The sequence below is a fragment of the Tateyamaria sp. ANG-S1 genome, from assembly GCF_000814025.1.
Taxonomy (GTDB): Bacteria; Pseudomonadota; Alphaproteobacteria; order Rhodobacterales; family Rhodobacteraceae; genus Tateyamaria.
The window spans coordinates 278,676-302,495 of the sequence record NZ_JWLL01000001.1; the positions used below are offsets into that span (position 1 = coordinate 278,676).

At 60.5% G+C, this 23,820-nt stretch carries 26 protein-coding genes; 21 read left to right on the forward strand and 5 right to left on the reverse strand.

From position 1 onward, the window contains the following. Positions 1-19: 19 nt before the first annotated feature. From RA29_RS01535 to recO, 11 genes are all read left to right on the forward strand, one after another. A complete protein-coding gene (locus RA29_RS01535) occupies positions 20-2,161 on the forward strand; it encodes a bifunctional (p)ppGpp synthetase/guanosine-3',5'-bis(diphosphate) 3'-pyrophosphohydrolase (protein ID WP_039682237.1) in 2,142 nt (713 codons plus the stop codon). 23 nt (positions 2,162-2,184) lie between these two features. Continuing rightward, positions 2,185-2,844, forward strand: a complete 660-nt coding sequence (locus tag RA29_RS01540; protein WP_039682238.1) for a DUF2062 domain-containing protein — start codon at positions 2,185-2,187, stop codon at positions 2,842-2,844. A gap of 96 nt (positions 2,845-2,940) precedes the next feature. Next, a complete protein-coding gene (locus RA29_RS01545; protein WP_039682244.1) occupies positions 2,941-3,693 on the forward strand; it encodes a pyridoxine 5'-phosphate synthase in 753 nt (250 codons plus the stop codon). A 117-nt stretch (positions 3,694-3,810) separates the two neighbouring features. Beyond that, complete coding sequence (locus RA29_RS01550; RefSeq protein WP_039682246.1) at positions 3,811-4,122, forward strand: Dabb family protein; 312 nt, start codon at positions 3,811-3,813, stop codon at positions 4,120-4,122. A 6-nt stretch (positions 4,123-4,128) separates the two neighbouring features. Beyond that, positions 4,129-5,574: an alpha/beta hydrolase gene (locus tag RA29_RS01555; protein WP_082029395.1), complete on the forward strand. Its 1,446-nt coding sequence runs from the start codon at positions 4,129-4,131 to the stop codon at positions 5,572-5,574. Between the two features lie 8 nt (positions 5,575-5,582). Continuing rightward, positions 5,583-5,999 carry a holo-ACP synthase gene (acpS, locus tag RA29_RS01560; protein WP_039682248.1) on the forward strand — a complete coding sequence of 139 codons (417 nt, stop codon included), beginning with the start codon at positions 5,583-5,585 and terminating at the stop codon, positions 5,997-5,999. 54 nt (positions 6,000-6,053) lie between these two features. Then, positions 6,054-6,878, forward strand: coding sequence for a signal peptidase I (gene lepB, locus RA29_RS01565; protein ID WP_039682252.1), 825 nt, complete (start codon positions 6,054-6,056; stop codon positions 6,876-6,878). Beyond that, positions 6,875-7,561: a ribonuclease III gene (rnc, locus tag RA29_RS01570; protein ID WP_039682253.1), complete on the forward strand. Its 687-nt coding sequence runs from the start codon at positions 6,875-6,877 to the stop codon at positions 7,559-7,561. Before lepB ends, rnc begins: the two co-directional genes overlap by 4 nt. Further along, positions 7,558-8,466 (forward strand): GTPase Era, encoded by a 909-nt coding sequence (gene era, locus RA29_RS01575; protein WP_039682255.1) that lies wholly within the window; start codon positions 7,558-7,560, stop codon positions 8,464-8,466. The genes rnc and era overlap by 4 nt, the downstream gene beginning before the upstream one ends. Before the next feature lie 60 nt (positions 8,467-8,526). After that, positions 8,527-8,856, forward strand: a complete 330-nt coding sequence (locus RA29_RS01580) for a DUF1491 family protein (RefSeq protein WP_039682394.1) — start codon at positions 8,527-8,529, stop codon at positions 8,854-8,856. A gap of 1 nt (position 8,857) precedes the next feature. Continuing rightward, positions 8,858-9,583, forward strand: coding sequence for a DNA repair protein RecO (gene recO / locus RA29_RS01585; protein WP_039682257.1), 726 nt, complete (start codon positions 8,858-8,860; stop codon positions 9,581-9,583). Positions 9,584-9,877: 294 nt separating this feature from the next. Here the strand turns inward: recO and RA29_RS01590 are convergent, their stop codons facing one another. The 4 genes from RA29_RS01590 to RA29_RS01605 all read right to left on the reverse strand — a co-directional run bounded on the left by RA29_RS01590 (position 9,878) and on the right by RA29_RS01605 (position 13,770). Further along, positions 9,878-10,402 (reverse strand): TetR/AcrR family transcriptional regulator, encoded by a 525-nt coding sequence (locus tag RA29_RS01590; protein WP_039682259.1) that lies wholly within the window; start codon positions 10,400-10,402, stop codon positions 9,878-9,880. A gap of 134 nt (positions 10,403-10,536) precedes the next feature. Next, the gene (locus RA29_RS01595; RefSeq protein ID WP_039682260.1) at positions 10,537-11,127 is read right to left on the reverse strand and encodes a LysE family translocator; all 591 of its coding nucleotides are present in this window, start codon (positions 11,125-11,127) and stop codon (positions 10,537-10,539) included. 338 nt (positions 11,128-11,465) lie between these two features. Beyond that, positions 11,466-13,154 carry an acyl-CoA dehydrogenase family protein gene (locus tag RA29_RS01600; RefSeq protein ID WP_039682262.1) on the reverse strand — a complete coding sequence of 563 codons (1,689 nt, stop codon included), beginning with the start codon at positions 13,152-13,154 and terminating at the stop codon, positions 11,466-11,468. 256 nt (positions 13,155-13,410) lie between these two features. After that, a complete protein-coding gene (locus tag RA29_RS01605) occupies positions 13,411-13,770 on the reverse strand; it encodes a helix-turn-helix transcriptional regulator (RefSeq protein WP_039682264.1) in 360 nt (119 codons plus the stop codon). Between the two features lie 155 nt (positions 13,771-13,925). On the opposite strand from RA29_RS01605, the gene RA29_RS01610 reads away from it, so the two are divergent. The 3 genes from RA29_RS01610 (at position 13,926) to RA29_RS01620 (ending at position 16,470) form a co-directional block, all read left to right on the forward strand. Then, positions 13,926-14,801 (forward strand): LysR family transcriptional regulator, encoded by an 876-nt coding sequence (locus RA29_RS01610; protein WP_241462528.1) that lies wholly within the window; start codon positions 13,926-13,928, stop codon positions 14,799-14,801. Positions 14,802-14,891: 90 nt separating this feature from the next. Further along, a complete protein-coding gene (locus RA29_RS01615) occupies positions 14,892-15,608 on the forward strand; it encodes a hypothetical protein (RefSeq protein WP_039682267.1) in 717 nt (238 codons plus the stop codon). Between the two features lie 145 nt (positions 15,609-15,753). Continuing rightward, positions 15,754-16,470, forward strand: coding sequence for a hypothetical protein (locus tag RA29_RS01620; RefSeq protein WP_039682396.1), 717 nt, complete (start codon positions 15,754-15,756; stop codon positions 16,468-16,470). Positions 16,471-16,488: 18 nt separating this feature from the next. Here RA29_RS01620 and RA29_RS01625 read toward each other — a convergent pair whose 3' ends face one another. Further along, positions 16,489-18,087: a phosphoenolpyruvate carboxykinase gene (locus tag RA29_RS01625; RefSeq protein WP_039682269.1), complete on the reverse strand. Its 1,599-nt coding sequence runs from the start codon at positions 18,085-18,087 to the stop codon at positions 16,489-16,491. Positions 18,088-18,434: 347 nt separating this feature from the next. Here RA29_RS01625 and RA29_RS01630 point away from each other — a divergent pair, with 347 nt between their 5' ends. The 7 genes from RA29_RS01630 to RA29_RS01660 all read left to right on the forward strand — a co-directional run bounded on the left by RA29_RS01630 (position 18,435) and on the right by RA29_RS01660 (position 23,800). Continuing rightward, positions 18,435-19,136: a response regulator transcription factor gene (locus RA29_RS01630; protein ID WP_039682270.1), complete on the forward strand. Its 702-nt coding sequence runs from the start codon at positions 18,435-18,437 to the stop codon at positions 19,134-19,136. Positions 19,137-19,182: 46 nt separating this feature from the next. Beyond that, positions 19,183-20,883, forward strand: coding sequence for a sensor histidine kinase (locus RA29_RS01635; protein ID WP_039682271.1), 1,701 nt, complete (start codon positions 19,183-19,185; stop codon positions 20,881-20,883). A gap of 6 nt (positions 20,884-20,889) precedes the next feature. After that, the gene (locus tag RA29_RS01640) at positions 20,890-21,315 is read left to right on the forward strand and encodes an HPr kinase/phosphatase C-terminal domain-containing protein (protein WP_039682272.1); all 426 of its coding nucleotides are present in this window, start codon (positions 20,890-20,892) and stop codon (positions 21,313-21,315) included. A 7-nt stretch (positions 21,316-21,322) separates the two neighbouring features. Continuing rightward, a complete protein-coding gene (gene rapZ / locus RA29_RS01645; protein WP_039682273.1) occupies positions 21,323-22,204 on the forward strand; it encodes an RNase adapter RapZ in 882 nt (293 codons plus the stop codon). Then, positions 22,201-22,596, forward strand: a complete 396-nt coding sequence (locus tag RA29_RS01650; protein ID WP_039682274.1) for a PTS fructose transporter subunit IIA — start codon at positions 22,201-22,203, stop codon at positions 22,594-22,596. The genes rapZ and RA29_RS01650 overlap by 4 nt, the downstream gene beginning before the upstream one ends. A gap of 2 nt (positions 22,597-22,598) precedes the next feature. Beyond that, positions 22,599-22,868 (forward strand): HPr family phosphocarrier protein, encoded by a 270-nt coding sequence (locus RA29_RS01655; RefSeq protein WP_039682276.1) that lies wholly within the window; start codon positions 22,599-22,601, stop codon positions 22,866-22,868. 68 nt (positions 22,869-22,936) lie between these two features. Continuing rightward, entirely contained in the window at positions 22,937-23,800 is an 864-nt protein-coding gene (locus RA29_RS01660; RefSeq protein WP_152612890.1) for a lysophospholipid acyltransferase family protein, read from the forward strand. Positions 23,801-23,820: the final 20 nt, after the last annotated feature.

Below are 23,820 nucleotides of genomic sequence, written 5' to 3' on the forward strand. Positions count from 1 at the left end.
CACCCGGGATGCGGACCGCATGATATCTGCCGATGACCTGATCGCGCTGGTCCGCAACTATAACCCCAAAACGAACGAAGACTTGATCCGCCGCGCCTATGTGTTCGGCGGTGAGATGCATGAGGGGCAGTTCCGCCATTCGGGCGAGCCCTATTTCACGCACCCCGTTGCCGTTGCCGCCATTCTGACCGAGCAACAGCTGGACGATGCCACCATCGTCACCGCCCTGCTTCACGACACGATCGAGGACACCAAGGCCAGCTACGCCATGGTGGCCGAACAGTTCGGGGACGAGATCGCCAAGCTGGTCGATGGCGTCACCAAGCTGACCAACCTGCAACTCAGCAGCGTCGAGACAAAGCAGGCCGAGAACTTCCGCAAGCTGTTCATGGCCATGTCAAAAGACATGCGCGTGATCCTCGTGAAGCTGAGCGACCGTCTGCACAACATGCGGACCATCAAGTCCATGCGCGCCGAAAAGCAGGTGCAGAAGGCGCGCGAGACGATGGACATCTTTGCCCCCCTTGCGGGCCGCATGGGCATGCAGTGGATGCGCGAGGAATTGGAAGATCTGGCCTTCAAGACCCTCAACCCCGATGCGCGGTCGTCGATCATTCGACGGTTCATCACCATGCAGCGCGAAACGGGCGACGTGATCCAGCGTATCACCGGTGATATGCGGCATGAGTTGGAGAAGGTGGATATTGAGGCCGAGGTGTTTGGCCGGGCGAAGAAGCCCCATTCCATCTGGCGCAAGATGCAGGAGAAGGACCAGTCCTTTAGCCGTTTGTCCGACATCTACGGCTTCCGCGTCATCACCGACAGCGAAGAGGATTGCTATCGCGCGCTGGGGGCTATTCACCAGCGCTGGCGGGCGGTGCCAGGGCGCTTCAAGGACTATATCAGCCAGCCCAAGACCAACGGGTATCGGTCTATTCACACCACGGTGTCGGGCCGGGATGGCAAGCGGGTCGAGGTGCAGATTCGCACCCGGCAGATGCATGATGTGGCCGAAACCGGCGTTGCGGCCCACTGGTCGTATCGGGATGGGGTCCGGTCGCAGAACCCCTTTGCCGTGGACCCGGCCAAGTGGATCAGCCAGCTGACCGAGCAGTTCGACAGCGAAGAGGACCACGAGGACTTCCTCGAGGCCGTTAAGCTGGAGATGTATTCGGACCAGGTGTTCTGCTTTACCCCCAAGGGGGAGGTGGTGAAATTGCCGAAAGGCGCCACGCCCATCGATTTTGCCTATGCTATCCACACGCGCATCGGGAATGCGTGCGTAGGCGCAAAGGTTGATGCGATGCGGGTGCCCTTGTGGACACGGATCAAGAACGGTCAGTCCGTTGAGATTATCACCGCCGAAGGGCAGACCCCGCAGGCGACGTGGCTGGAGATTGCCACAACCGGCAAGGCAAAGACGGCCATCCGCCGCAGCCTGCGCGAGGCAGATCGTGACCGGTTCATCACCCTGGGCCGGGAATTGGCGCGCTCGGCCTTTGCTCATGTGCGCAAGAAAGCAACGGATAAGGCGCTTGAGGCCGCGGCCAAGCACCTGCGTCTCAAGGATGCGGACGAGGTGCTGGCGCGCTTGGGGTCCGCCGAGTTGACAGGGCGCGAGGTTGTGCAGGCGATCTATCCCGACCTGACGCCGAAGCCCGGCAAGGTGGTTGATGCGCAGCGGGCGGTGATCGGTCTGTTGCCCGGCCAGTCCTTTCAGCGCGCCACCTGTTGCGAGCCGCTGCCCGGTGAGCGGATCGTCGGCATCACCTTTCGGGGCGAGGGCGTCGTTGTGCATGCCATCGACTGCGGGCGGCTTGTGGAATACGAGAACCAGCCTGATCGCTGGCTGGACCTGCATTGGCATGATGGAACCCATCCTGCCGTGTATGGTGTGACCCTGGATGTGACCATCGGCAACGACGCGGGCGTGTTAGGGCGCATTTGCACATTGATCGGCGAAAGCAAGGCGAATATCTCGAACCTGGAGTTTGTGGATCGGAAACCTGACTTTTACCGATTGCTGGTCTACGTAGAGCTTCGGGATGCGCAACATTTGCATACGCTGATGGGCGCACTCGAGGCTGAGAGTGATGTGGCCGCCATCAACCGGTTTCGCCGTCCTGCCCCGTCCGCAGGTCAGGCGGTTGTGGCGGGTTAGGCGCAAGAAGGGGCGACAAGACATTGGTGTTCAAGCGCCGCGACCCCAAGACGTTTCCGCGCGCGGTGCTGGAGTTTATCTGGCCGCGCGGGGGCTGGGCGCGCGCCTTCCAATACGTCAAGCACCGCGTGCGCCGCTTGCCTGACCGTCCGGAACGGATTGCGCGCGGCATATGGGCCGGGGTCTTCACGACCTTTACCCCGTTCTACGGCCTGCATTTTCTGGTGGCTGCCGTACTCGCGACAGCGATGCGCGGCAATATCGTTGCCTCGCTGATGGCCACGTTTTTTGGCAATCCGCTGACGTACGTTCCTATTGGGGTCGTGTCCCTGCAGACCGGTCACTGGCTCTTGGGTACCGAGATGAAGGAAGAGACCGAACGGTCTTTTGGTGGGAAGTTCGTTGATGCGGGCGCTGATCTTTGGCTTAACCTCAAGCACGTGTGGCTGAGTGAGCCGCGGGACTGGACGAACCTGAGCATCTTTTATGATGAGGTGTTCTTTCCCTATCTGATCGGGGGCATCGTTCCGGGCATCGTGTCGGCCACTGTCTGTTATTACCTGTCCGTGCCCGTCATTCGCGCCTATCAGAAGCGCCGTAAGGGTGCGATCAAGGCCAAGTTCGAGGCGCTGAAGGCCAAGGCGGCGAGCAAGGCTGCAGGTGCAAAACCGAAGATCGACTGACGCCTTGGTACAATTTTGCGCCTTTGTCCGCATTTCCAGACGGTTGCATCCGCACTAGCTTGCGCGTGAGTGACATGGCTTGGAAGGACGAAAGCGATGACATCCCCTTTGGGTAAACTGCGCCTTGGTGTGAATATTGACCATGTGGCGACCGTGCGAAATGCGCGTGGTGGCGACACGCCCGATCCTCTGCGCGCGGCCAAGCTGGCCGAGGCTGCCGGAGCTGACGGCATCACGGCGCATTTGCGCGAGGATCGCCGTCACATCTCGGACGCGGATATCGAAGGGTTGATGGATGTGCTGTCGGTGCCCCTGAATTTCGAGATGGCCGCGACCGAAGAGATGCAGGGCATCGCGCTGCGCCATAAGCCGCATGCGGTGTGCATCGTGCCTGAAAAGCGCGAGGAACGGACGACCGAAGGGGGGCTGGAAGTCGCACGGGAAGAAAACCGGCTTGCCCATTTCATTGCCCCCCTGCGCGATGCGGGCTGCCGTGTGTCGATTTTTATCGCCGCCGACAAACGCCAGATCGAAGCGGCGCACCGGATCGGTGCGCAGGTGATCGAGCTGCATTCAGGTGCCTATTGCGATGCGCATCACGAGGGGCGTCTCGACGATCGGGATCGCGAGTTGGAGGCGATGCGGGAGATGTCGGCCTTTGCCTATTCCCTTGGTCTTGAGGTGCATGTCGGCCATGGGCTGACCTATGAAACCGTGTCGCCGGTTGCGGCCTTTCCGGAGGTGATGGAGTTGAACATCGGTCACTTCCTGATCGGTGAGGCGATTTTCCTCGGCCTGGACCCCGCCATTCGCGAGATGCGCCGTTTGATGGATGAGGCGCGCGCCTGATCGGCATGATCCCGTCGATCTTGGGACTGTTGCTTGTGCTTTTGGCGGAACCGTCCATTCTGGGGTGAATGTTGAGCGTGCCGGTGCCATGCCGTGTGCGGAAAAAGGGAGCCCAAAATGATCCGCCATTGCGTTTTCCTGCGTCTCGCCCCCAAGGCGGACAGCGCCGAGTTGGATAAGGTGATGCTGGGGCTGGCGGACGTGGTGCAACGGCTTCCGGGATGTTCGGGCTTTCGCGCAGGCCCAAACCGGGACTACGAGGGCAAGACGCCGGAGTACCCCTATGGCTTTACGCTGGATGCAATAGATGCCGAGGCACTAGCCACTTACGCGGTGGACCCTGAACATCAGGAACTGGGCGCGCGGCTTGTTGCGCTGTGCGAGGGTGGTGCGGACGGGATCACCGTTTTTGACATCGATGCGGTCTAGCGCCTCGTGAGGGTCTGGCTGGTCCCGATTGCTGCGCTCTTGGTCGCAGCCTGGGCCTTGTTCGTTCTGGAAGGCGCGCGCGCTGGGCTGACCATTGAAGAGCGCCTTGTCGGTGACACGCCCGTAACCGTTTATTTCAGCGAAGCAGGCGGCCCGCCGGTGATTGTCGCCCACGGCTTTGCAGGGTCACGCCAGATGATGCAGGGCTATTCCCTTGTGCTGGCGCAGGCCGGGTACACTGTTCACGCCTTTGACTTCGAAGGACACGGGATGCACCCGACGCCCATGGGCGGTGATGTGAATGCGATTGAGGGCACGACACAGCGGCTGGTGGATCAGACACGCGCGATGATCGATGATGTGGCGGGCGATCTGCCGGTGGCGCTGCTGGGCCACTCCATGGCGACCGATGTGCTGGTGCGTGCAGCACAAGATGATCCGCGCGTTGGTCCGCTTGTTTTGCTGTCTGCCTTTTCTTTGGCGATTGATGCCGGACATCCGGCGCATTTGCTGCTGATAACCGGGGCATGGGAACCGGGACTGACCGATTTTGCCCTTGAAGCGGCGCGGATGGTGGATGCGTCCGCGCGAGAGGGCGAAACGGTGCGGGATGGGGACGTGGCGCGCCGCGCGGTGCTGGCCCCTTATGCCGAGCATGTGGCGATTTTGCAGTCACGCGCTGGACGGGCGGAGGCGCTGGACTGGCTGAACGGGTATTATGATCGCGCGGGGGCTGCGACTGTCCCGGTGGCGGGGTGGGCGCTCATCGCGTTGCTCTTCGCGGTGACGGTTTTGGCGCGGCCTGTGGCATCCTTTTTGCCCGATCGTGCGGCACCTGAAGTGCCGCTGCGCTGGCAACGCTTTGCGTTGGTGGCCGTGGTCCCTGCAATCGGGGCACCGCTTTTGGCTGCCCCGTTGGACACCCGGGTCTTGCCGGTGCTGGTGGCGGATTACCTGGCGCTGCATTTGGCGATTTACGGGGCTCTTCAGCTTGGACTGTTGTACTGGGTTGGGGGGCGTGTGTCGCGACCGTCCGTGTTGGCCGTGTTCATTTTGATCATTTGGGCGTTGGGTGCATTCGGGTTGGCGTTGGATCGCTATGGTGCGAATTTTGTCCCGACCGGTGATCGGTTCGTGATCATTGCCGCGTTGGCGCTGGGGGCCGTGCCCTTTATGCTGGCCGACGCGCGCGCGGCCTTTGGCGCGCCGCTCTGGCAAAGGGTGGTGTTGCGATTGACGCTGCTGGTGTCGCTGGGCATCGCTGTCGCGCTGGATTTCGAGGGGCTGTTTTTCCTGATCATGATTGCCCCCGTTATCCTGCTGTTTTTCCTGACCTTTGGCGTGATGGGCCGTGCCTTTGCCGCGCGCTCTGGCCCGGCGACGTCCGGCTTGGCGTTGGGCCTTGTTCTGGCCTGGGCGTTGGGCGTATCCTTTCCGCTGTTTTCCGCGTGAGGCTTTGAATGATCCTGGGTATCGGCACCGATTTGGCCAACATTGAGCGTATTCAGGGCACACTCGATCGCTTCGGCGACCGGTTTCGCAACCGCGTTTTTACCGACATCGAACAGGCCAAGGCCGAGCGGCGGGCGGACACCGCGGGGACCTATGCCAAACGCTGGGCCGCGAAAGAGGCGTGTTCCAAGGCGCTGGGCACAGGCCTGCGCATGGGGATCGCATGGAAGGATATGGCGGTGTCCAATCTGAAGACAGGTCAGCCAGTGATGAAGGTGACAGGTTGGGCGGCAGAAAGACTGACCGAAATGACACCCGAGGGGCATGAGGCGATCATCCATGTCACCCTGACCGATGATCACCCTTGGGCACAGGCCTTTGTCGTGATCGAAGCGCGTCCTATTCAATCCGACCCGGTGGCTTGACACCCCCGCATGTCGCCCGCATGTAGCGCGGAACCCACCCCGAAGGAGCGCGCAATGGCCGCCAAGGAAAAGTCCCAAAATGGCGTGATCGAGACGATCAAGACCATCGTCTATGCGCTGCTGATTGCGGGTGTGTTTCGGACCCTGTTTTTCCAGCCGTTCTGGATCCCGTCCGGGTCCATGAAAGAGACCCTGCTGATCGGGGATTTCCTGTTCGTGAACAAGATGGCTTATGGCTATTCCTACGCCTCGTGCCCGTCGATCCCGGCGATTGGTTTGGATGCGCAGGGGCTGTGCGGCTTCATCGACGGGGACAACACCCGCATCTGGGCCGGGCAGCCCGAGCGGGGCGACGTGGTTGTGTTCCGGCATCCGGTGTCGGGCGCGGATTTTATCAAGCGTGTGATCGGTTTGCCCGGTGATACGGTGCAGGTGCGTGACGGCCAGATCATCCTGAACGGCGAGCCTGTGCCGCAGGAGCCAGCGGGCACTTTCACCGAGGTGTTTGACCGGCAGGGACCGCAGGGCCTGTTGCCCCGCTGCGAAAGCGGTGCCGTGGGCCAAGGGGCGGCCTGCACCAAGTCGCGGTTCACCGAGACTTTCCCGAATGGTACAGAGCATGTGGTGCTGAACGTAGGTGTTCAGCAATCCGACAACACGCCGATCTACCGCGTGCCGGAGGGGCACTTCTTTTTCATGGGGGACAACCGGGACAACTCGTCCGACAGCCGTTTGGCGCAGGTCGCTGGGGGCGTTGGCTATGTTCCGTTCGAAAACCTGATTGGCCGTGCGGACCGTATCATGTTCTCGTCCGCGGGCCGGTCCATGCTGTTCTTCTGGACTTGGCGCAGCGATCGTTACTTCAAGAGGATCGAGTGAAGCTGGGTGCCGAGCTTTCCGCCTTTGAAGGGCGGATCGGGCATAGCTTTGCCGCGCCCGAATTGCTGGTCGAGGCAGTGACCCATGCGTCGATGTCCTCGCCCACGCGGTCGGACAACCAGCGGCTGGAGTTTCTGGGGGACCGGGTTTTGGGTCTGGTGATGGCGCAGGCGCTTTTGGAGGCAGATACTGCCGCGTCGGAAGGCGCATTGGCGCCGCGTTTCAATGCCTTGGTCCGGAAAGAGACCTGTGCCGATGTGGCGCGTGATGTCGCGCTGGGTGACGTGCTGCGCTTGGGGCGGTCCGAGATGCTGTCTGGGGGCCGACGCAAGCAGGCCTTGCTGGGTGATGCAATGGAGGCGGTGATCGCTGCGGTTTATCTTGACGCTGGTTTCGATGCGGCCAAGGCGCTGATCCTGCGCCTTTGGGGCGACCGGATCGCGCTTGTCGATGCGGATGCGCGGGATGCGAAGACCGCCTTGCAGGAATGGGCGCAGGCCCGTGGCCTGACCCCGCCGCAATATGTTGAGACTGACCGGTCGGGGCCAGATCATCAGCCCGTGTTCACCATTGCGGCCCGCCTGTCGACGGGGGCGGAGGCCACTGCCACTGCCGGGTCGAAGCGCGAGGCGCAGCAGGCGGCGGCGCAGGCGTTGCTGAAGGAAGTGGAGGGGTCGGCATGACAACGCGCGCAGGTTTCATCGCCCTGATCGGAGAGCCCAATGCGGGCAAGTCCACGCTCTTGAACACGATGGTCGGTGCCAAGGTCAGCATCGTGACCCACAAGGTGCAAACCACCCGCGCCCGTATCCGCGGTGTGGCGATGGAGGGCGACAGCCAGCTTGTGTTTGTCGACACGCCGGGACTGTTTCAACCACGCCGTCGGTTGGATCGGGCCATGGTCGCGGCGGCCTGGGGTGGCGCGGCGGATGCGGATGTCGTGGTGCTGATGGTCGAAGCGCATCGCGGCGTAACGCCCGGTGTTGAGCGCATTCTGGAGGGCATGGCCGAGATCGGGCAGGGTCGGACCGTAGCGCTGGTCATCAACAAGATTGACCGGGTCGAAGCGCCCGTGCTGCTGGGTCTGACCAAGGATCTGAACGAGCGGTTCGAGTTTGTTGAGACGTTTATGATTTCCGCCGAGAAGGGCCATGGGGTTCAGACGCTGCGCCAATGGCTTGCCGAACAGGTGCCGGAGGGGCCGTGGCTGTACCCCGAGGACCAGATTGCCGACCTGCCCATGCGCATGATCGCGGCCGAGATGACGCGCGAAAAGCTGACCCTGCGCCTGCATCAGGAGCTGCCCTATCAGCTGACCGTCGAGACGGAGAGTTGGGAGGAGCGCAAGGACGGTTCGGCCAAGGTGGATCAGATCATTTATGTGTCGCGCGATGGGCACAAGGGGATCGTGCTGGGTCATCGGGGCGAGACGATCAAAGCCGTCAGCAAGGCCGCCCGCGAGGAATTGACCGAGTTTCTGGGCCGCAAGGTGCATCTGTTTTTGCAGGTGAAGGTGCGCGAGAAGTGGCTGGAAGAGGCCGAGCGCTATGACCAGATGGGTCTGGATTTCAAAGATGGAAATGCCTGAGCTTTTTGCTGACCGGCCCTCCGGGGGGGATTTTTTTGAAACAGGGAAGCGGGGGACGTGGTGCCTCGTTTGACCTCTCGTTTTTGGGTGGATGCGTATTTGGCGCGCTTGCGGTTTGCTGACATTCCGGGCTTTGTCGTGGCCCATGGGGATGACACGGGCGGGGCGGTTCTGGTGAAGCTGAACACGCTGGATGGCCAAGCGGTGCTCTATCAGCGGTCCTTTGATCTGATGACGGACACGCGGGTCTGGGCGGAGTTGGCCTCTGGGCCTGAGCCCGATGTGGATGCCGCTGTGACCCGGCAGCGTGGGTTTGATCCTGATCTGTGGGTGATCGAGGTGGAGGACCGTGCCGGGCGCCACCTGCTGGATCAGGAGGGGCTGGCCTGAGATGGAGTGGCGCGGCACGGGCATATTGCTGAACGTGCGGCGGCATGGAGAGACCAGTGCCATCATTGACGTTTTTACCGAAGAGAAGGGGCGTCATGCAGGGGTCGTGCGGGGTGGCACCAGCCGCAAGATTGCACCCATCCTGCAGCCGGGCGCGCAGTTGGATGTCGCGTGGCGTGCGCGGCTTGAGGACCATATCGGCAGTTTCGCCGTTGAGCCCGTGCGCAGCCGCGCCGCTTTGGTTATGGGCAACCGGTTGGCGCTGGCGGGGCTGAATGCTGTGACTGGTCTGTTGGTTTTTTGTCTGCCAGAGCGTGAGGCCCATGGCCCGCTATACCGGCGGACTGAGGCTTTGCTGGATCTGCTGGGACAGGATGAGATTTGGCCGTTGGCCTACCTGCAATGGGAGTTGGCGCTGCTTGAGGAGATGGGCTTTGGCCTCGACCTGACCACCTGTGCCGTGACCGGGGCGACGGAGGGGTTGGCCTATGTCTCGCCAAAATCGGGGCGGGCCGTTTCGAAAGCAGGCGCCGGTGTCTGGGCGAGCCGGCTTTTGCCTTTGCCACCTGTGCTGCGGCGCGAGGGGGATGCGCCAGACGCAGAGATTGCGCAGGGGTTGGAAACGACGGGGTACTTCCTGACCAATCATCTTGCACCGGATCTGGGATCAAAGCCGTTGCCTGAAGCGCGGGCGCGCTTTGTCGATGCGTTTAGTCGGACGTTGTGACCGCGATCGCGTCCTCGTCATCATTGCGCAGGAACAGAGCGCCCTCACGCACATCGGATGCCAGCGTGTCGAGATATGTGTTCGCTCGAACCAACGATACGGCATCGTGTTTGTGGTGTAGAGGCTGTTGTGCGGGCCTTGGTTCGATGCCGGATCACCCGCCGCGCATTCGAGCGTCACAGAGCCGAGCAATGCGGTGCCGTAGCGCGCCACGGTTTCGTTTGCCTGACAAGCCTGGAGCGACGCTATAAGGTTCAGCGCCGCGGCCCGGATTACATACGTGTCACTGATGGATCACTTAAGCGCCATCACCAGATCAACCAAGGCGGCAAAGGCAACAAGTGCCTCGCCGTCATCTGTTTGCATCTGTTTGAGGCCGACCAGGGAGCCATAGGCGGAGCGGGCGAAATCTTCGTTCGTGACACCGATGCCGGACATGAGGTCGGTCAGACGCGCAAGGCGTGCCTTGTCGACTTCACCCAGGGCCTTGGCAACTGCTTTGTCCTGCTGCGCCCAGGCGCGCAGGGCGGGGCCTGCGCTGTCTTCCTGCACGCTTTGTCCGAAGCGGATCATCTTGTCCGTCGGGGTGCCATCTTGTGCGCTGTCTTCGGCCAATGTGGCCATTGCACGGCTTTTCCATTCGGCCAGCAGGGCCTTTTGGAAGGCGGGTACATCCTTGAAATGCCAGTAAAAAGACCCTTTGGATGTCTTCAGGTGTCGTGAGAGTGGTTCTGCCCGGAGCGCAAGGGGCCCGTGGGCGGTGAGCTGTTCAAGCCCGGCGTCGATCCAGGCGGCGGGGGAGAGAGGTGCTTTGGCCATAATCGTGCGATACGCTTGGGTATGCAGGGGCGCAAGCGAAAGCGGCTGTGGCTTCCGCTATGAGCGTGTTGCCGCACATGGTGCGAAAAAAGTTGCCACTCTTGTGCGCAAAGCGGGCGTTTGGCGGGTCGTGGCTAGAGGCCGGATGCGACGGCCAAACCGACCACCAAAAGCATGGATGCGGCCATGGCATAGTTGATCCGCCGTTGCAGATGCGGGGCGAGGTCGAGGGCCTTGAGCTGGACGCCGAACCAGACCCACGCAATGTGTATCGGGATCCAGATTGCCTTTATGATCAGGAGCTTCCAGGCAAACTCTGCCATGACGGTCTCTGGCATGAGGGGGAACCCTGTGAAGAGAGCGGTGTTCACTGCGTAGCCCTTGGGATTGATGGGTTGCAGGAGGATGCCGGCCCATACGCCGGGCTCACGTTGCGCCTTGGCAAAGGCGACGTCGGAGCCTGCCAGTGCTATTCGAAGCGCGAGATAGAGAAGGTAGGCCGTTGATACTGTGAAGAGAATTGTGCGCACGATGGGGTTGGCGAGGATGAGCGCGGCCAGCCCGGCGATGACTGCCACGATCACGATGGTATTGCCCAGAAAGAGGCCAAGCACGTATCGCAAGCCGACCCGCATGCCAAAGGCGGCGCCCACGCCAGCAGCTGACAGCACGCCCGGACCCGGCGTGACGATCAGGAAAAAGACGGCGGCGGCGAAGGTGAGCATTGGGTCAGAATGGCGGAGCCTACGCCAAGGTCAATGCGGGAACGGGCACCGTACGCGCAACGGTTAACGGGCGTTTTGCGCGGGAGGGGCGGATATGCGGGTTAACGCCTTTGTTTGTTGGGAAAACGGCGATGCACCAGCCGTGCACCCCCTGTGCACCCCCCCGTACACCGTTTGTGCACCAAAGCGCGGGTTAACGGTGCGTGCGGTGGTGAAGGTTAAGGGTGGGTTAATGATGTATGGAGGGCCCAGATGCAGAGAGGCCGGGCTGACGCCCGGCCTGTGGTTTTGGTGATCTTGGGTGGCGGCGGGGTGAAACCCCGCCCTACCGGTTTTCGTCAGCCGAGGATGCGGCGGGCGATGACCTGCGCCTGAATTTCGGCGGCCCCTTCGAAGATGTTGAGGATGCGGGCGTCGCAGAGGACGCGGGAGATTTTGTACTCAAGCGCGAAACCGTTTCCGCCGTGGATTTGCAGACCGTTGTCCGCAGCGGCCCAGGCCACGCGGGCGCCGAGCAGCTTGGCCATGCCGGCCTCAACATCGCAGCGGCGGCCCTCATCCTTCTCGAAGGCCGAGAAATAGGTGAGCTGACGTGCCACCATGATCTCGACCGCCATCATCGCCAGTTTGTTGGCGACGCGGGGGAAGTTGATCAGCGCCTTGCCGAATTGCTTGCGGTCCAGTGCATATTGCATCGAGATGTCGAGCGCCGATTGCGCCACGCCGATGGCGCGGGCTGCAGTCTGGATACGGGCCGATTCGAAAGTCTCCATCAATTGCTTGAAGCCTTTGCCCTCTTCGCCGCCGAGCAGGTTTTCACCTTTGACGTGGAAGTCATCGAAACCCAGTTCGTATTCTTTCATGCCGCGGTAGCCGAGCACTTCGATCTCGCCGCCGGTCATGCCCTCGGTGGGGAAGGGGTTTTCGTCGGTGCCGGGTGTCTTTTCCGCGAGGAACATTGACAGACCCTTGTAGTCGGTCGTGTTCGGGTCGGTGCGCGCGAGCAGCGTCATCACTTGCGTGCGCGTGGCGTGGGTGATCCAGGTCTTGTTGCCTGTGATCTTGTAGTCGCCGTTGTCGTCCTTGACCGCGCGGGTGCGGAGCGAGCCGAGGTCGGAGCCGGTGTTTGGCTCGGTGAACACGGCGGTGGGCAGCGTTTCGGCGCTGGCCAGTTGCGGCAGCCACTTTTGTTTCTGCTCTTCGGTGCCGCCCGCGATGATCAGTTCGGCGGCAATCTCGGAGCGGGTGCCCAGCGAGCCGACGCCGATATAGCCGCGCGACAATTCTTCGGACACGACGCACATGGATGCTTTCGACAGGCCAAAGCCGCCGTATTCTTCGGGGATGGTCAGGCCGAAGACACCCATCTCGGCCAGTTCCTCGATCACCTCCATGGGGATGAGTTCATCCTTGAGGTGCCAGTCATGGGCAAAGGGCTCGACCTTTTCGATGGCGTAGCGGCGGAACTGTTCGCGGATCATTTCCAGCTCTTCGTCGAGGCCGGAGGCACCCACGGTGATTTCCGCGCTGCGTTCCTGCATCAACTCGACAAGGCGGATGCGCGCCGCTTGGGTGTTGCCGCCTTGGGTCAGCGTCATCACGGCGGGGTCCATCATGCCGCGCATGTCGTCTTGGGACAGGCCCAGATCCTGCAGGCGAAGCACTTCGCCCTGGTTCATCTGGATGCCGCCGTAGATCTGCCAGAGGTATTCGCCGAATGCGATCTGGTGAATCAGCGCCTCGACCTCGCCAAACTTGGATTGGGCATCCAGCGCGTCGGCCCATTTCTGCATTTGGAGCAGTGATTCGGAGTAGGTGGCCAACCAGGCCAGCCCATGTGCGGCCGTCTGATGTTCCTCGACCAGCGCACCGGACACGCGGCCATCGACGCTGAGTTGGTCGCGCAGACGGGTGCGGGCCAGTTCCGTGATCTCTTCGACCGGTTTGAGCGCTGCACGTGTCAGACCAAGCAGGTCATCCAGCAAAATGGGCGTGACCGCCCCCATATCCTGTCCGTCATGTGCCATGGCTTGGCTCCTCATTCTTAGCTCCGTCACGGCTTATCTAGTTCGCAGGTGCAGCGCAACAAATATTCATTTTGGTGCGGCCATTTGTTCGTTTCTTGCGTGGCACTATACTGCAGTGCAGCATGCAATTGGGTGGCTATAGTATTGCACAAAATAAAACCGCGCCCAAGTTGGGCGCGGCGTTACTCGTAAATCTCACTGAAAACTCATGCATTTGCCCCTGGCGTCAGGCGCTATGCATGTCCAATGGAGGTGATCAGGAGGCTTTGCGTGCGACCGTCAGGCCGGACACGTCCTCGATAAATGTCACGATGCGCGACTTGATTCTTTCGTCTTCGATCGTGGCCAGTGCGTTCACGATGTCGAGACCACGGTCGGCCCGAGGTGCAACTTCCTGTTCTGCCAGACCCTCGAAGAAGTATGAGGTGGGGACATCAAGAATGCGCGACAGCTCGTAAAGGCGGCTGGCAGCGATTCGGTTCGACCCGATCTCGTATTTCTGGATCTGCTGGAAAGACAGCTCCAAACGCTTGGCGACATCGGTTTGGGACATCCGCCGCAGGGTGCGAATTTGTTTCAGGCGCTTGCCAACGTGCGTATCGACGGGATGCGACATAACTAATTACCTCCGGTTGTTCTGATGGAAGTGATGGCTCAGTACACGCATTGGTTCAACTGAGTAGATTTACACCCCAGACCACACGTAAATGTTGCATTAGTGTATGATTCATTTAACATAGATGTATTGTGGATCATACATCGGGTTTGATCGTGAATGCACCAACACGCAATTTGACAGACGTAAATCAACCGCTTCTGTTCGAGATGATGCGCTCGTTCACGACGCTTGCGCAGACGCTGAACCTGTCGCACGCCGTGGCGGAGTTGAACAGCACGCGCCAGACCGTGCGGCGCCATATCTCGCAGTTGGAAGAGGCCAAGCAAGCCAAGCTGTTCACGGTTGAAAACAGACGGTACTTGCTGACCGACGCAGGGCGAAAGGCACTGCCCGAGGCATTGGATATCCTGGCGCGAGGCACTGGCTGGTTGACTGGACAGTCCGGGCAGATCAATGGCCTGCAATTTCTCAGGCACGAAGATACGAGTGGGTGGTGCCATTATCAGCAGCAGCACCCCATCGCGCGTGCGTTTTCGTCGACTGGGGACCTTCTGCATTCGGTTATTCGTGCGTGGTCAATGGCCGGAGGATACATTGAGGATGACGCATTCAAAGACGTGCGGCCCTACTGCACCGTATCGCGCTCAGTGAACGGTCGTTGGCTTTTCACCGAGGTAGGGGACTTAAGTTCGTATGTGAGTTGGTTTGGCTGGAAACGTGCACGGTCCAGCATTGGGGCGTCGCTCGGCGAGATGCCGGGCGGGAGTGGGTTTGGCCTTTTGGTGGACGCTGCATACCAAGAGGTCGAGGCGACTCAGTCGATGCGTTTGGACCACGTGTACACGTTGTTCCCCCGCGGGGATGACGGCGTACTATCGCCGATATGCTACGAAAGGTTGTTGCTGGGAGGCCGATATCCGGACCACAGTTATGCAATGATCACCGTCGTGCGCCGTACGTATGATGTGGAAATACACAGTGTTACCAACGACATGTTGCGTCTGATGCCGGAGGACATGCTCATGTAGGAGTACGTATTCACGAAATATGACAAATTTCGGCGACGCAACTTAAAATAGGTTAACTTCAGCCTTGAATGCAGAACGCAGGAGGGGCTAATGGCATTTCATGGAATAGGTGCGGCAGATAAATTCGAGGCCGCGAGTTCGGATATTTTCAACCGATTTGGTATACGGCTGACCTTAGGGCATGATTTTGATGAATATCGAGAATATGTCGCTGAGGCGAGGCCAGATCATGCTGTAGGTGATCCGTTCCGTACGGACCTGCATCGTTTGCACAATCGCAACGCTGTTTGGGTGATCGGCCGGGACGAGACCGGGCAAATCATGCATACGCAAGCACTGCGGGTATTGCCGACGGCGTCAGGTTCTGTCGCGGATTATTTCCGGGCGAAGTTTCACGGGTTTTCGCCCTCAGAAATGGACATAGACTACGAGCGGTCACGCTATCGTGCTGGACCCGGGGCCAAGCGCATTAAGGGCAAAGTGGTCTACTCCGGCGAGACATGGATTGGCGGTGACAAGAGCCGTTATCGTGGCTCCGGTTTGTCAAGTATACTGGGTCGCTACGCGCTACTGACTGCGCTCCGTGAGTTGGATGCAAATTACGTGGTGGGTTTCATGATTAAACCTGTGGCCTACAAGGGATTTTGCCTGCGCATGGGTTTCATGCACGCCGAACCGCTGGCGCTACGCTGGTATGTGCACGGCAAGCCGGATCCGATGGAGACCGTGATGGTATACATGAGCGACGAGGACATCCGCTTCCTTCTTGATCTGCCCACCTCTGAGGTCGAAGCCCTAGCGGCTTGATCCGCCAACAGTTTGTGTCCGGCGCGGATCGTGGAAAACGAAACTGCGATCCGCCGTTCTGACCTAGCCATATCTAGCGAGTGTTTCGTGGCGGTTGTAATGATCTTCCATGCCTTTGGCGTAATGCGTCAAAGGAGTGACATTTGTGACTGTGCAGCTTTCCGATCATGCGGCCCCGTTCATTGCGACGAGCCGTAAAATTCTGTTGTCTCAGGGAATCACCCTGACCACTGGAACCGACTTTGAAGCGTACAGGGATATCGTGGAAGAAGAGCGCCTTGTGCAGAAGTTGGGGGCGCCTTTTGATCCTGAAAGATACGGGCTGGGAAAGGCAAATGCGTTCTGGCTGATCGGACGAAGCGAAGATGGAGAATTGATTCACACGCAGGCGGCAAAGCGTGTTCGCCTATCCGCTCGCCCGCTCAGCGGCTATCTGCTGCGGCAGTTCCGGGCTTTTCCGCCGCCGCTGAAAGGTGTCGATCTGGACCGCTCGCGGTTTCGCGCGACACCCGGAACCCACAAGATCAGTGGTATGGCGGCGTACCACGGGGAGTTCTGGGTTGCGCCAGAGCGTGGCAAATATCGCGGCGTGGGACTGGCGCCCGTACTTGGTCGTACGGGTATGCTTGAGATGATGCAGCGCTGGGACCCGGACTGGATCTACGGCTTTATCCTGGATGTGGTGGCGTACAAGGGGTTTGCGGCGCGAATAGGATACCTGCACCTTGAGCCGAGCGTTTTGAAATGGGTGATAGAGGGGCGTGACGCCCCGATCGACACGTTCCTCGCCTATAACAGCCGCGAGGATCTAGAATACCTGTTGAATATACCGCTGTCGGATGTGGTGCCCGAGGCCGCCTGAGGCCCCGGGCGAGAGCCTTTAGCTGATGGCGGCGGCTTTCACGTCGTCATCAATATAGGGCAGGTACTGTTCGAAGTTGTTCGAGAACATATCGACCAGTTTGGCCGCCTGCGTGTCGTAGGCAGCGGCATCATCCCACGTCCGGCGCGGATCGAGCAGGATGTCTGCCACGCCGGGCACGGAGACGGGCACGTCAAAGCCGAAGTTGGGATCCTTGCGGAATTCGCCCTTGGCCAATGTGCCGTCCAGCGCAGCCGTCAGCAACGCGCGTGTGGCGCGGATCGGCATGCGGCTGCCTGTGCCGTATGCGCCGCCGGTCCAGCCGGTGTTCACCAGCCAGCAGGTCGCGCCGTGCTTGGCAATCTTTTCCTGCAGGAGCTTGCCGTACGTCTCGGGCCGACGCGGCATGAACGGTGCGCCGAAGCAGGTCGAGAATGTGGGCTCAGGCTCGGTCACGCCACGCTCGGTGCCCGCAACCTTGGACGTGAAGCCCGACAGGAAGTGGTACATCGCCTGCGCAGGCGTCAGCCGCGCGATTGGGGGCAGGACGCCGAAGGCATCGCAGGTGAGCATGATGATGTTCTTGGGGTGCCCGCCAAGCGCCGAGGACGACGCATTTGAGATATAGTGCAGCGGGTAGGCGCAGCGCATGTTCGCGGTCAGGCTGTCATCTTCGAAGTCGAGATCCTTGGTGTCGGGATCGAACACCATGTTTTCGATCACCGTGCCGAATTTCTCGGTTGTGGCGTAGATTTCCGGCTCAGCTTCCGCGCTGAGGTTGATGGTCTTGGCGTAACAGCCCCCTTCGAAGTTGAAGGTGCCGCGGTCGGACCAGCCATGTTCATCGTCGCCGATCAGCACGCGGCCGGGGTCGGCGGAGAGCGTCGTCTTGCCCGTGCCCGAAAGGCCGAAGAAAATCGCCGTGTCGACCGGGTTGCCCTGCGCGTGGTTGGCCGAACAGTGCATCGGCATCACGCCGCGGTCGGGCAGCAGGTAGTTGAGCAGGGTGAACACCGACTTCTTGTTCTCGCCCGCATACTCCGTGCCGCCGATCAGGATCATCTTGCGGTCGAAGTTCATGGCGATGACGGTCTCGGACCGGCAATTATGACGTTCGGGGTTCGCCTGGAAGGACGGGCAGTTGATGACGGTGAAGTCCGCGATGAAGTCCTTGAGGTCTTCGGCATCGGGGCGACGGAGCATGTGGCGGATGAAGAGGCCGTGCCAGGCCAGTTCGGTCACCATGCGGACGTTGATGGAGTAGCTGGGGTCGGCACCGCCGGTCAGGTCCTGCACGAAGTACTCGCGGCCCTTCATATGCTCCAGCATGTCTTCGTAGAGGGCATCGAAGCCTTCCGGCGACATGGCGGCGTTGTTGTCCCACCAGATGCTGTCGGCGACGCTGTCGGTTTTGACGACATGTTTGTCCTTGGGCGAACGGCCTGTGAACTTGCCGGTGGTCACGAGGAACGTGCCGCCCTTGCCCAGCGTGCCTTCCTTCCGTTCGAGCGCGCGCTCGATCAAGGCGGGTTCGATCAGGTTGTAATAGACATCGCCCAGCCCATTGATCCCTTGATCTTCGAGGCGGAACTGCGGGTTTACCCGTCCAAATGTCATGTGAACTCTCCTGAAGCCGCCATGCGGCGTTGTTGGTAAGAGGCTGGCCCGAAGGCCAGTAAGCGACATCGCGTCGCCGTATTCCGGCGTCTTAACACGCGGATTCACAAGGTGAATAGGGCTGCCGCCAAGGTTAGCGCCATCATCGCGACCGGTTGCGCAAACAGTGTTTCAGGGCTGTGCACTCTCGGCGAGAATGTGCGGCAATTTAGTCATTCCTAACCACTTTCTGGTCAGTCTGACCGAGGATTTACCCACTGATTCGCACTTATGGATTGATTCGAAAGGCCAAAACCGAGACAATGGCCGAAAAAACAAATGGTACGAGCAGTATAAGGAAACAGGCAATGTCAAAAATTGCACTAGTGGATGACGACCGGAATATCCTCACGTCCGTCTCCATGACGCTCGAGGCAGAAGGGTTCGAGGTCGAAACATATAACGATGGTCAGGCCGCATTGGATGCGTTCAATAAGCGTCTGCCGGACATGGCGGTGCTGGACATCAAGATGCCGCGTATGGACGGCATGGATCTGCTGCAGCGGTTGCGCCAGAAGACCACTATGCCGGTCATCTTTCTGACGTCCAAGGACGACGAGATTGACGAGGTTCTGGGCCTGCGCATGGGCGCGGACGACTATGTGAAAAAGCCGTTTTCGCAGCGTTTGCTGGTCGAGCGTATCCGCGCGCTGCTGCGTCGGCAGGACGCTGTTGCAGGTGATGTGGTTGGTGACAGCGAAGAGACCAAGGTGATGGAACGCGGCGATCTGCGCATGGATCCGCTGCGTCATGCGGTGAGCTGGAAGGGCAAGGATGTGTCGCTGACGGTGACGGAATTCCTGCTGCTTCAGGCGCTGGCTCAACGCCCCGGGTTCGTGAAGTCGCGGGATCAGTTGATGGACGTTGCCTATGACGATCAGGTCTATGTCGACGACCGCACCATCGACAGTCATATCAAGCGTTTGCGCAAGAAGATGCGCAGCGCCGACGATGAATTCTCGGCGATTGAGACGCTGTATGGCATCGGATATCGTTACAACGAAGAGTAACGCATAGAGGGCGCGCCCAGAATGGGCGCAGGCCGAAAGGGCAGCAGTGCGAGACACAAGCACACCTCCTTCCCGCGACGGTGACGTCCTGCTTGGGGAAGACTGGGTCGCACCGGAGACATCCGCGGCGACAGAGTTGCGTGATGGGCGCGCGCGGCGTGGCCTGATGTCACTGCGCGCCTCGCCGCTGGCGCGCAAGATCATCACGTTCAACCTGATTGCGTTGAACGTTCTGGTCGCTGGCATCCTGTATCTCAATTCGACGCGCGAAAGCCTGGCAATGCAGCGCCTGTCGGCTCTGGTCGCGCAGGCCGAGTTGGTGGCCGATGTGATCGAGGCGCAGTTGCCGACTGGCGCGCCGGTCAGCCTTGCCACCGGTGACGGTGCCAACATACCTGACACCCTTGCCGCGCTTGATCTGCGTGCCGGGCATGAGGTCTATGTGTTTGACCCCGAGGAGGTTCTTGTCGCCCAAAGCGAAGGGACCCTTGCGCCGCTGCCCAACCAGGCAACCGGAACCGAGAATAGGGCGCTTCTCACGGATGGCCTTGGCTGGTTGTGGGAACAGATTTCGCATCCGTTTTCGAGCGCCGAAGAAGCCGAATTTGCGTCTGTAGAAGACCAGCTACGTCCGTTTGTCGCGCGCAGCTTGGCGGGTGACACGCAGATTAGCGAGAACCTCACCGTTGCCGGCGGGGTGATGTTCAGCGTCGTGACCCCAATCGAGCATGATGGCGGGTCCGTGGGCGTGATTGCCCTCACCAGCGCTTCAGGTGAAATCGACGCGCTGGTGCGGGGTGAACGCGAGCGGGTGTTGCAGATGTTTGTCATCGCGACGCTGGTGTCGATTGGCCTGAGCCTGGTGCTCGCCTCGACCATTGCGAATCCCTTGGCCGACCTCGCCGCGGCTGCGGAGCTTGGGCGGGACAAGAATGCGCGCAAGGTGAACCCTGGGCGCATCCGGATCCCCGACCTGACAGCCCGCCCGGACGAGATTGGCCGCCTGTCGGGCGCTTTGCGCGGCATGATCGCGGCGCTCTACAATCGGATCGATGGGAACGAACAATTCGCGGCTGACGTCGCCCATGAGATCAAGAACCCGCTCGCCTCGCTGCGGTCTGCCGTGGGCACGTTGCGGATGATCAAGCGGGAAGATCAACGCGAGAAACTGCTCGACGTGATCGACCACGATGTGCGGCGCCTTGATCGCTTGGTCAGCGATATTTCGAATGCGTCCCGCCTGGACAGCGAGCTGGTCAAGGAAGAGGAAGAGCCGTTCAACCTGCTGCAAATGCTCGGAAATCTGAGCCAGTACCTGGGCGAGGACGCGCGCGGCAAGGGGATCGAATTCATCACTGACCTGCCTGCGCATCCCATCGAGGTGCAGGGGCTGGAGGCGCGGCTGGCGCAGGTCTTTGTCAACCTGATCACCAACGCCATTTCGTTCTGCGAGGATGGCGATGCGATACGGGTCTGGGCGCGCAAGCGCGAGAACCGCGTGCTGGTGGTGGTCGAAGACACCGGTCCCGGCATCCCCGATCAGGCGCTGACCAAGATTTTCAAGCGGTTCTACTCGCAACGCCCCGAAGAGCATTTTGGCAACAATTCAGGCCTTGGCCTCGCCATCTCCAAGCAGATAGTCGAGGCGCATGGCGGCGTGATCTGGGCTGAAAACATTCGCCCCACGGACGCTGACATCACGTCCGAACCCTTGGGCGCCCGCTTTGTTGTTGGCCTGCCCGTCTAACCTCGCATGACCGATACTTTGCGCCTGCATGCCAGCGCAGTCGCCGTGGATGGGCGCGGTGTTCTGATCCGTGGTGCATCCGGCAGCGGAAAGTCCAGCCTGGCGCTACAGCTGATGGGGCTGGGGGCGAGCTTGATCTCGGATGATCAAACGGACCTCACACACGAAACAGGCGGGATTCTGTTAAGTGCACCAACCACGATCCGCGATCAGATCGAAGCGCGTGGGGTGGGCATTCTGAACGCCAAGAGTGTGACGGCGCCGCTGCACCTGGTCGTTGATCTGGACGTGCTGGAGACCCAGCGCTTGCCCGTCCCACATCAAGCCGTCATCCTGAACCAAGCATTTCCGTGTATTCACAAAGTGGACACCCCGGCTTGGCCCTTTGCCGTGTTGCAATACGTGAAAGGCGGACGAAGCGACACGGAGTGAGACCGCGATGCCCACTGCCCGCCGCCTAGTACTTGTGACCGGCCCGTCGGGGGCGGGGCGCTCCAGCGCCATCCGTGTGCTCGAAGATCTTGGCTATGAGGCCATCGACAACATGCCGATGCGGCTGATCCGCGCCCTGTTGGATGACCCGTCGCGCGAAACGCCAGTGGCGCTGGGGCTGGACCCACGAAACCGGGATTTCACCGCGACTGCGATCAACGATGCGTTGGGGCAGATCGCGGCAGTGCCCAGCGTGATGCCGGAGCTTTTGTACCTCGATTGTCAGACCGACGTGCTGCTCAACCGATTTTCCGAAACGCGCCGTCGCCATCCGCTTGCCGAAGCCGACCGGGTGGAGGCGGGTATCTTGCGCGAAAAGGACCTGCTTGCCCCTGTCAGGGCGCGGGCGGATGTGTTGATCGACACGTCTGATTTGAACGTGCACCAACTGAGGGCCGAGGTGGAACACTGGTTCTCACCCGGTGAGCAAAGCCAGTTGGCCGTGTCGGTGCAAAGCTTCAGCTACAAGCGGGGCCTGCCGCGATCCGTGGACATGGTCTTCGACTGCCGGTTTTTGAAGAACCCGTATTGGAAACCTGCGCTGCGTCAGAAAACGGGTCTGGATGCCGACGTGAAAGAGCACATCGCGTCCGACCCACGCGCCCGGGAGTTCGAGACACGATTGCGTGATTTGCTGCTCTGGCAGTTGCCCGCTGTGCTGGATGAAGGCAAATCTCACCTCTCGGTTGCATTCGGTTGCACGGGCGGCCAGCACAGGTCGGTTGCCATGGCGGAAACCGTCGCGGCAGCCCTTGCGGAGGCTGGCTGGCAGGTGTCTATTCGGCATCGGGAACTGGATCGCCGCAAACGCGAAGAGGCATCAGCTTGATCGGGATCGTGATTGTCGCACATGGCGGGCTCGCGGGGGAATACCTTCGCGCGATTGAGCATGTTGTGGGGGCACAACCGGGTGTGCGCGCCATCGCCATCGAGGCTGATCATGACCGCAAGGCCAAGGAAACCGAGATTTGCACCGCAGCCGATGACGTTGATACCGGCGATGGCGTGGTTGTGGTGACCGACCTTTTCGGCGGTTCCCCGTCCAACCTGAGCCTCCTGGCTTGCAAGCCGCAGAACCGGCGGATACTTTATGGTGCCAACCTGCCGATGCTGATCAAGCTGGCCAAGAGCCGGAAGTTGCATGTGTCGGATGCCGTACAGGCCGCCCTGAGCGCAGGTAAGAAATATATCGACAGCCAGAATATAGGCGCAGATACCTGACTATGTCCCAACGCAAGCTGGAAATCGTGAATATCAAAGGATTGCACGCGCGTGCATCCGCCAAATTGGTCGAGGTGGTTGAGGCGTTCGATGCCCGCGCCACCGTCAGCCAGGATGGTATGTCTGCATCAGGCGACAGCATTATGGGCCTTTTAATGTTGGCAGCGCCGAAGGGAAGTTTTATTGACGTTGAAACTTCGGGCCCAGATGCCGAGCCGTTGGCAGATGCGCTCAGCGCGTTGGTGGCTGACAAGTTCGGGGAAGACGCCTGAGCCAACCGGGCCGGCATGGTCCATACGCCGATAGAAGGTGACGTCGCTTGGTCGATAGCACACATAATATGACGAAGGTTGCAAAGCCGGAACCTGAAACGGTGTCGTTCAATACGTATGACCGCCGTAGCCTGTCCTATGCGTCGACCTTTGATGACCCGTGGAAGGCGAGCTTTATCCGGGTGATGGAGGCCTTTACCGGCAAGTTGACCATCCTGCGCCTGATCCGCAAGTTTGAACGGCAGGGCGCACCCAGTGGCCAAGCCTTCTGGCGTGCCTGTCTGGACGTGATGGGCATTGACCTGACCACACCGCAGGAGCAGCTTGATCGCCTTCCCAAAGAGGGTCCGGTGATTGTTGTGGCCAACCACCCGCATGGGATGGTGGATGGGATGATCTTTGCGGATCTGATTGGCCGCGTGCGCCCGGATTACCGCATTCTCACCCGTTCACTTCTGACCGTTATTGACGAGGTGGCAGGCAGCTACATGATCCCTGTTCCGTTCCCGCACGACGCTGACGCGCAGCGTAAAGGGGTCGAGATGCGGGCCAAGGCGATGGCGCATCTGAAAGAGGGGGGTGTGGTTGCCCTGTTTCCGTCAGGCGTTGTCGCCACGTCCGAGACGTGGTGGGGACCGGCGGTTGAGGCCGAATGGAACGTCTTTACCGCGCAGTTGATCCGACGGTCAGGTGCGACCGTCGTGCCGATGCGCTTTCCCGGTTCGAACAGTCGCGCCTACCATATCGCGGACAAGGTGTCGCCGATGCTGCGGCAGGGGTTGCTGCTGCATGAGATCGTGCGGTCGTGCAACAAGCCGCAGGCTCCGATTGTCGGCCATCCGCTCGATCCGGAACTTGTGACGGGCTACAAGGATGACCCGCGGGGGTTCATGGCGTGGCTGCGGGACCATACGATGGCCCTCAAGGACTGAGGGCCCCGGAATTTTACAAA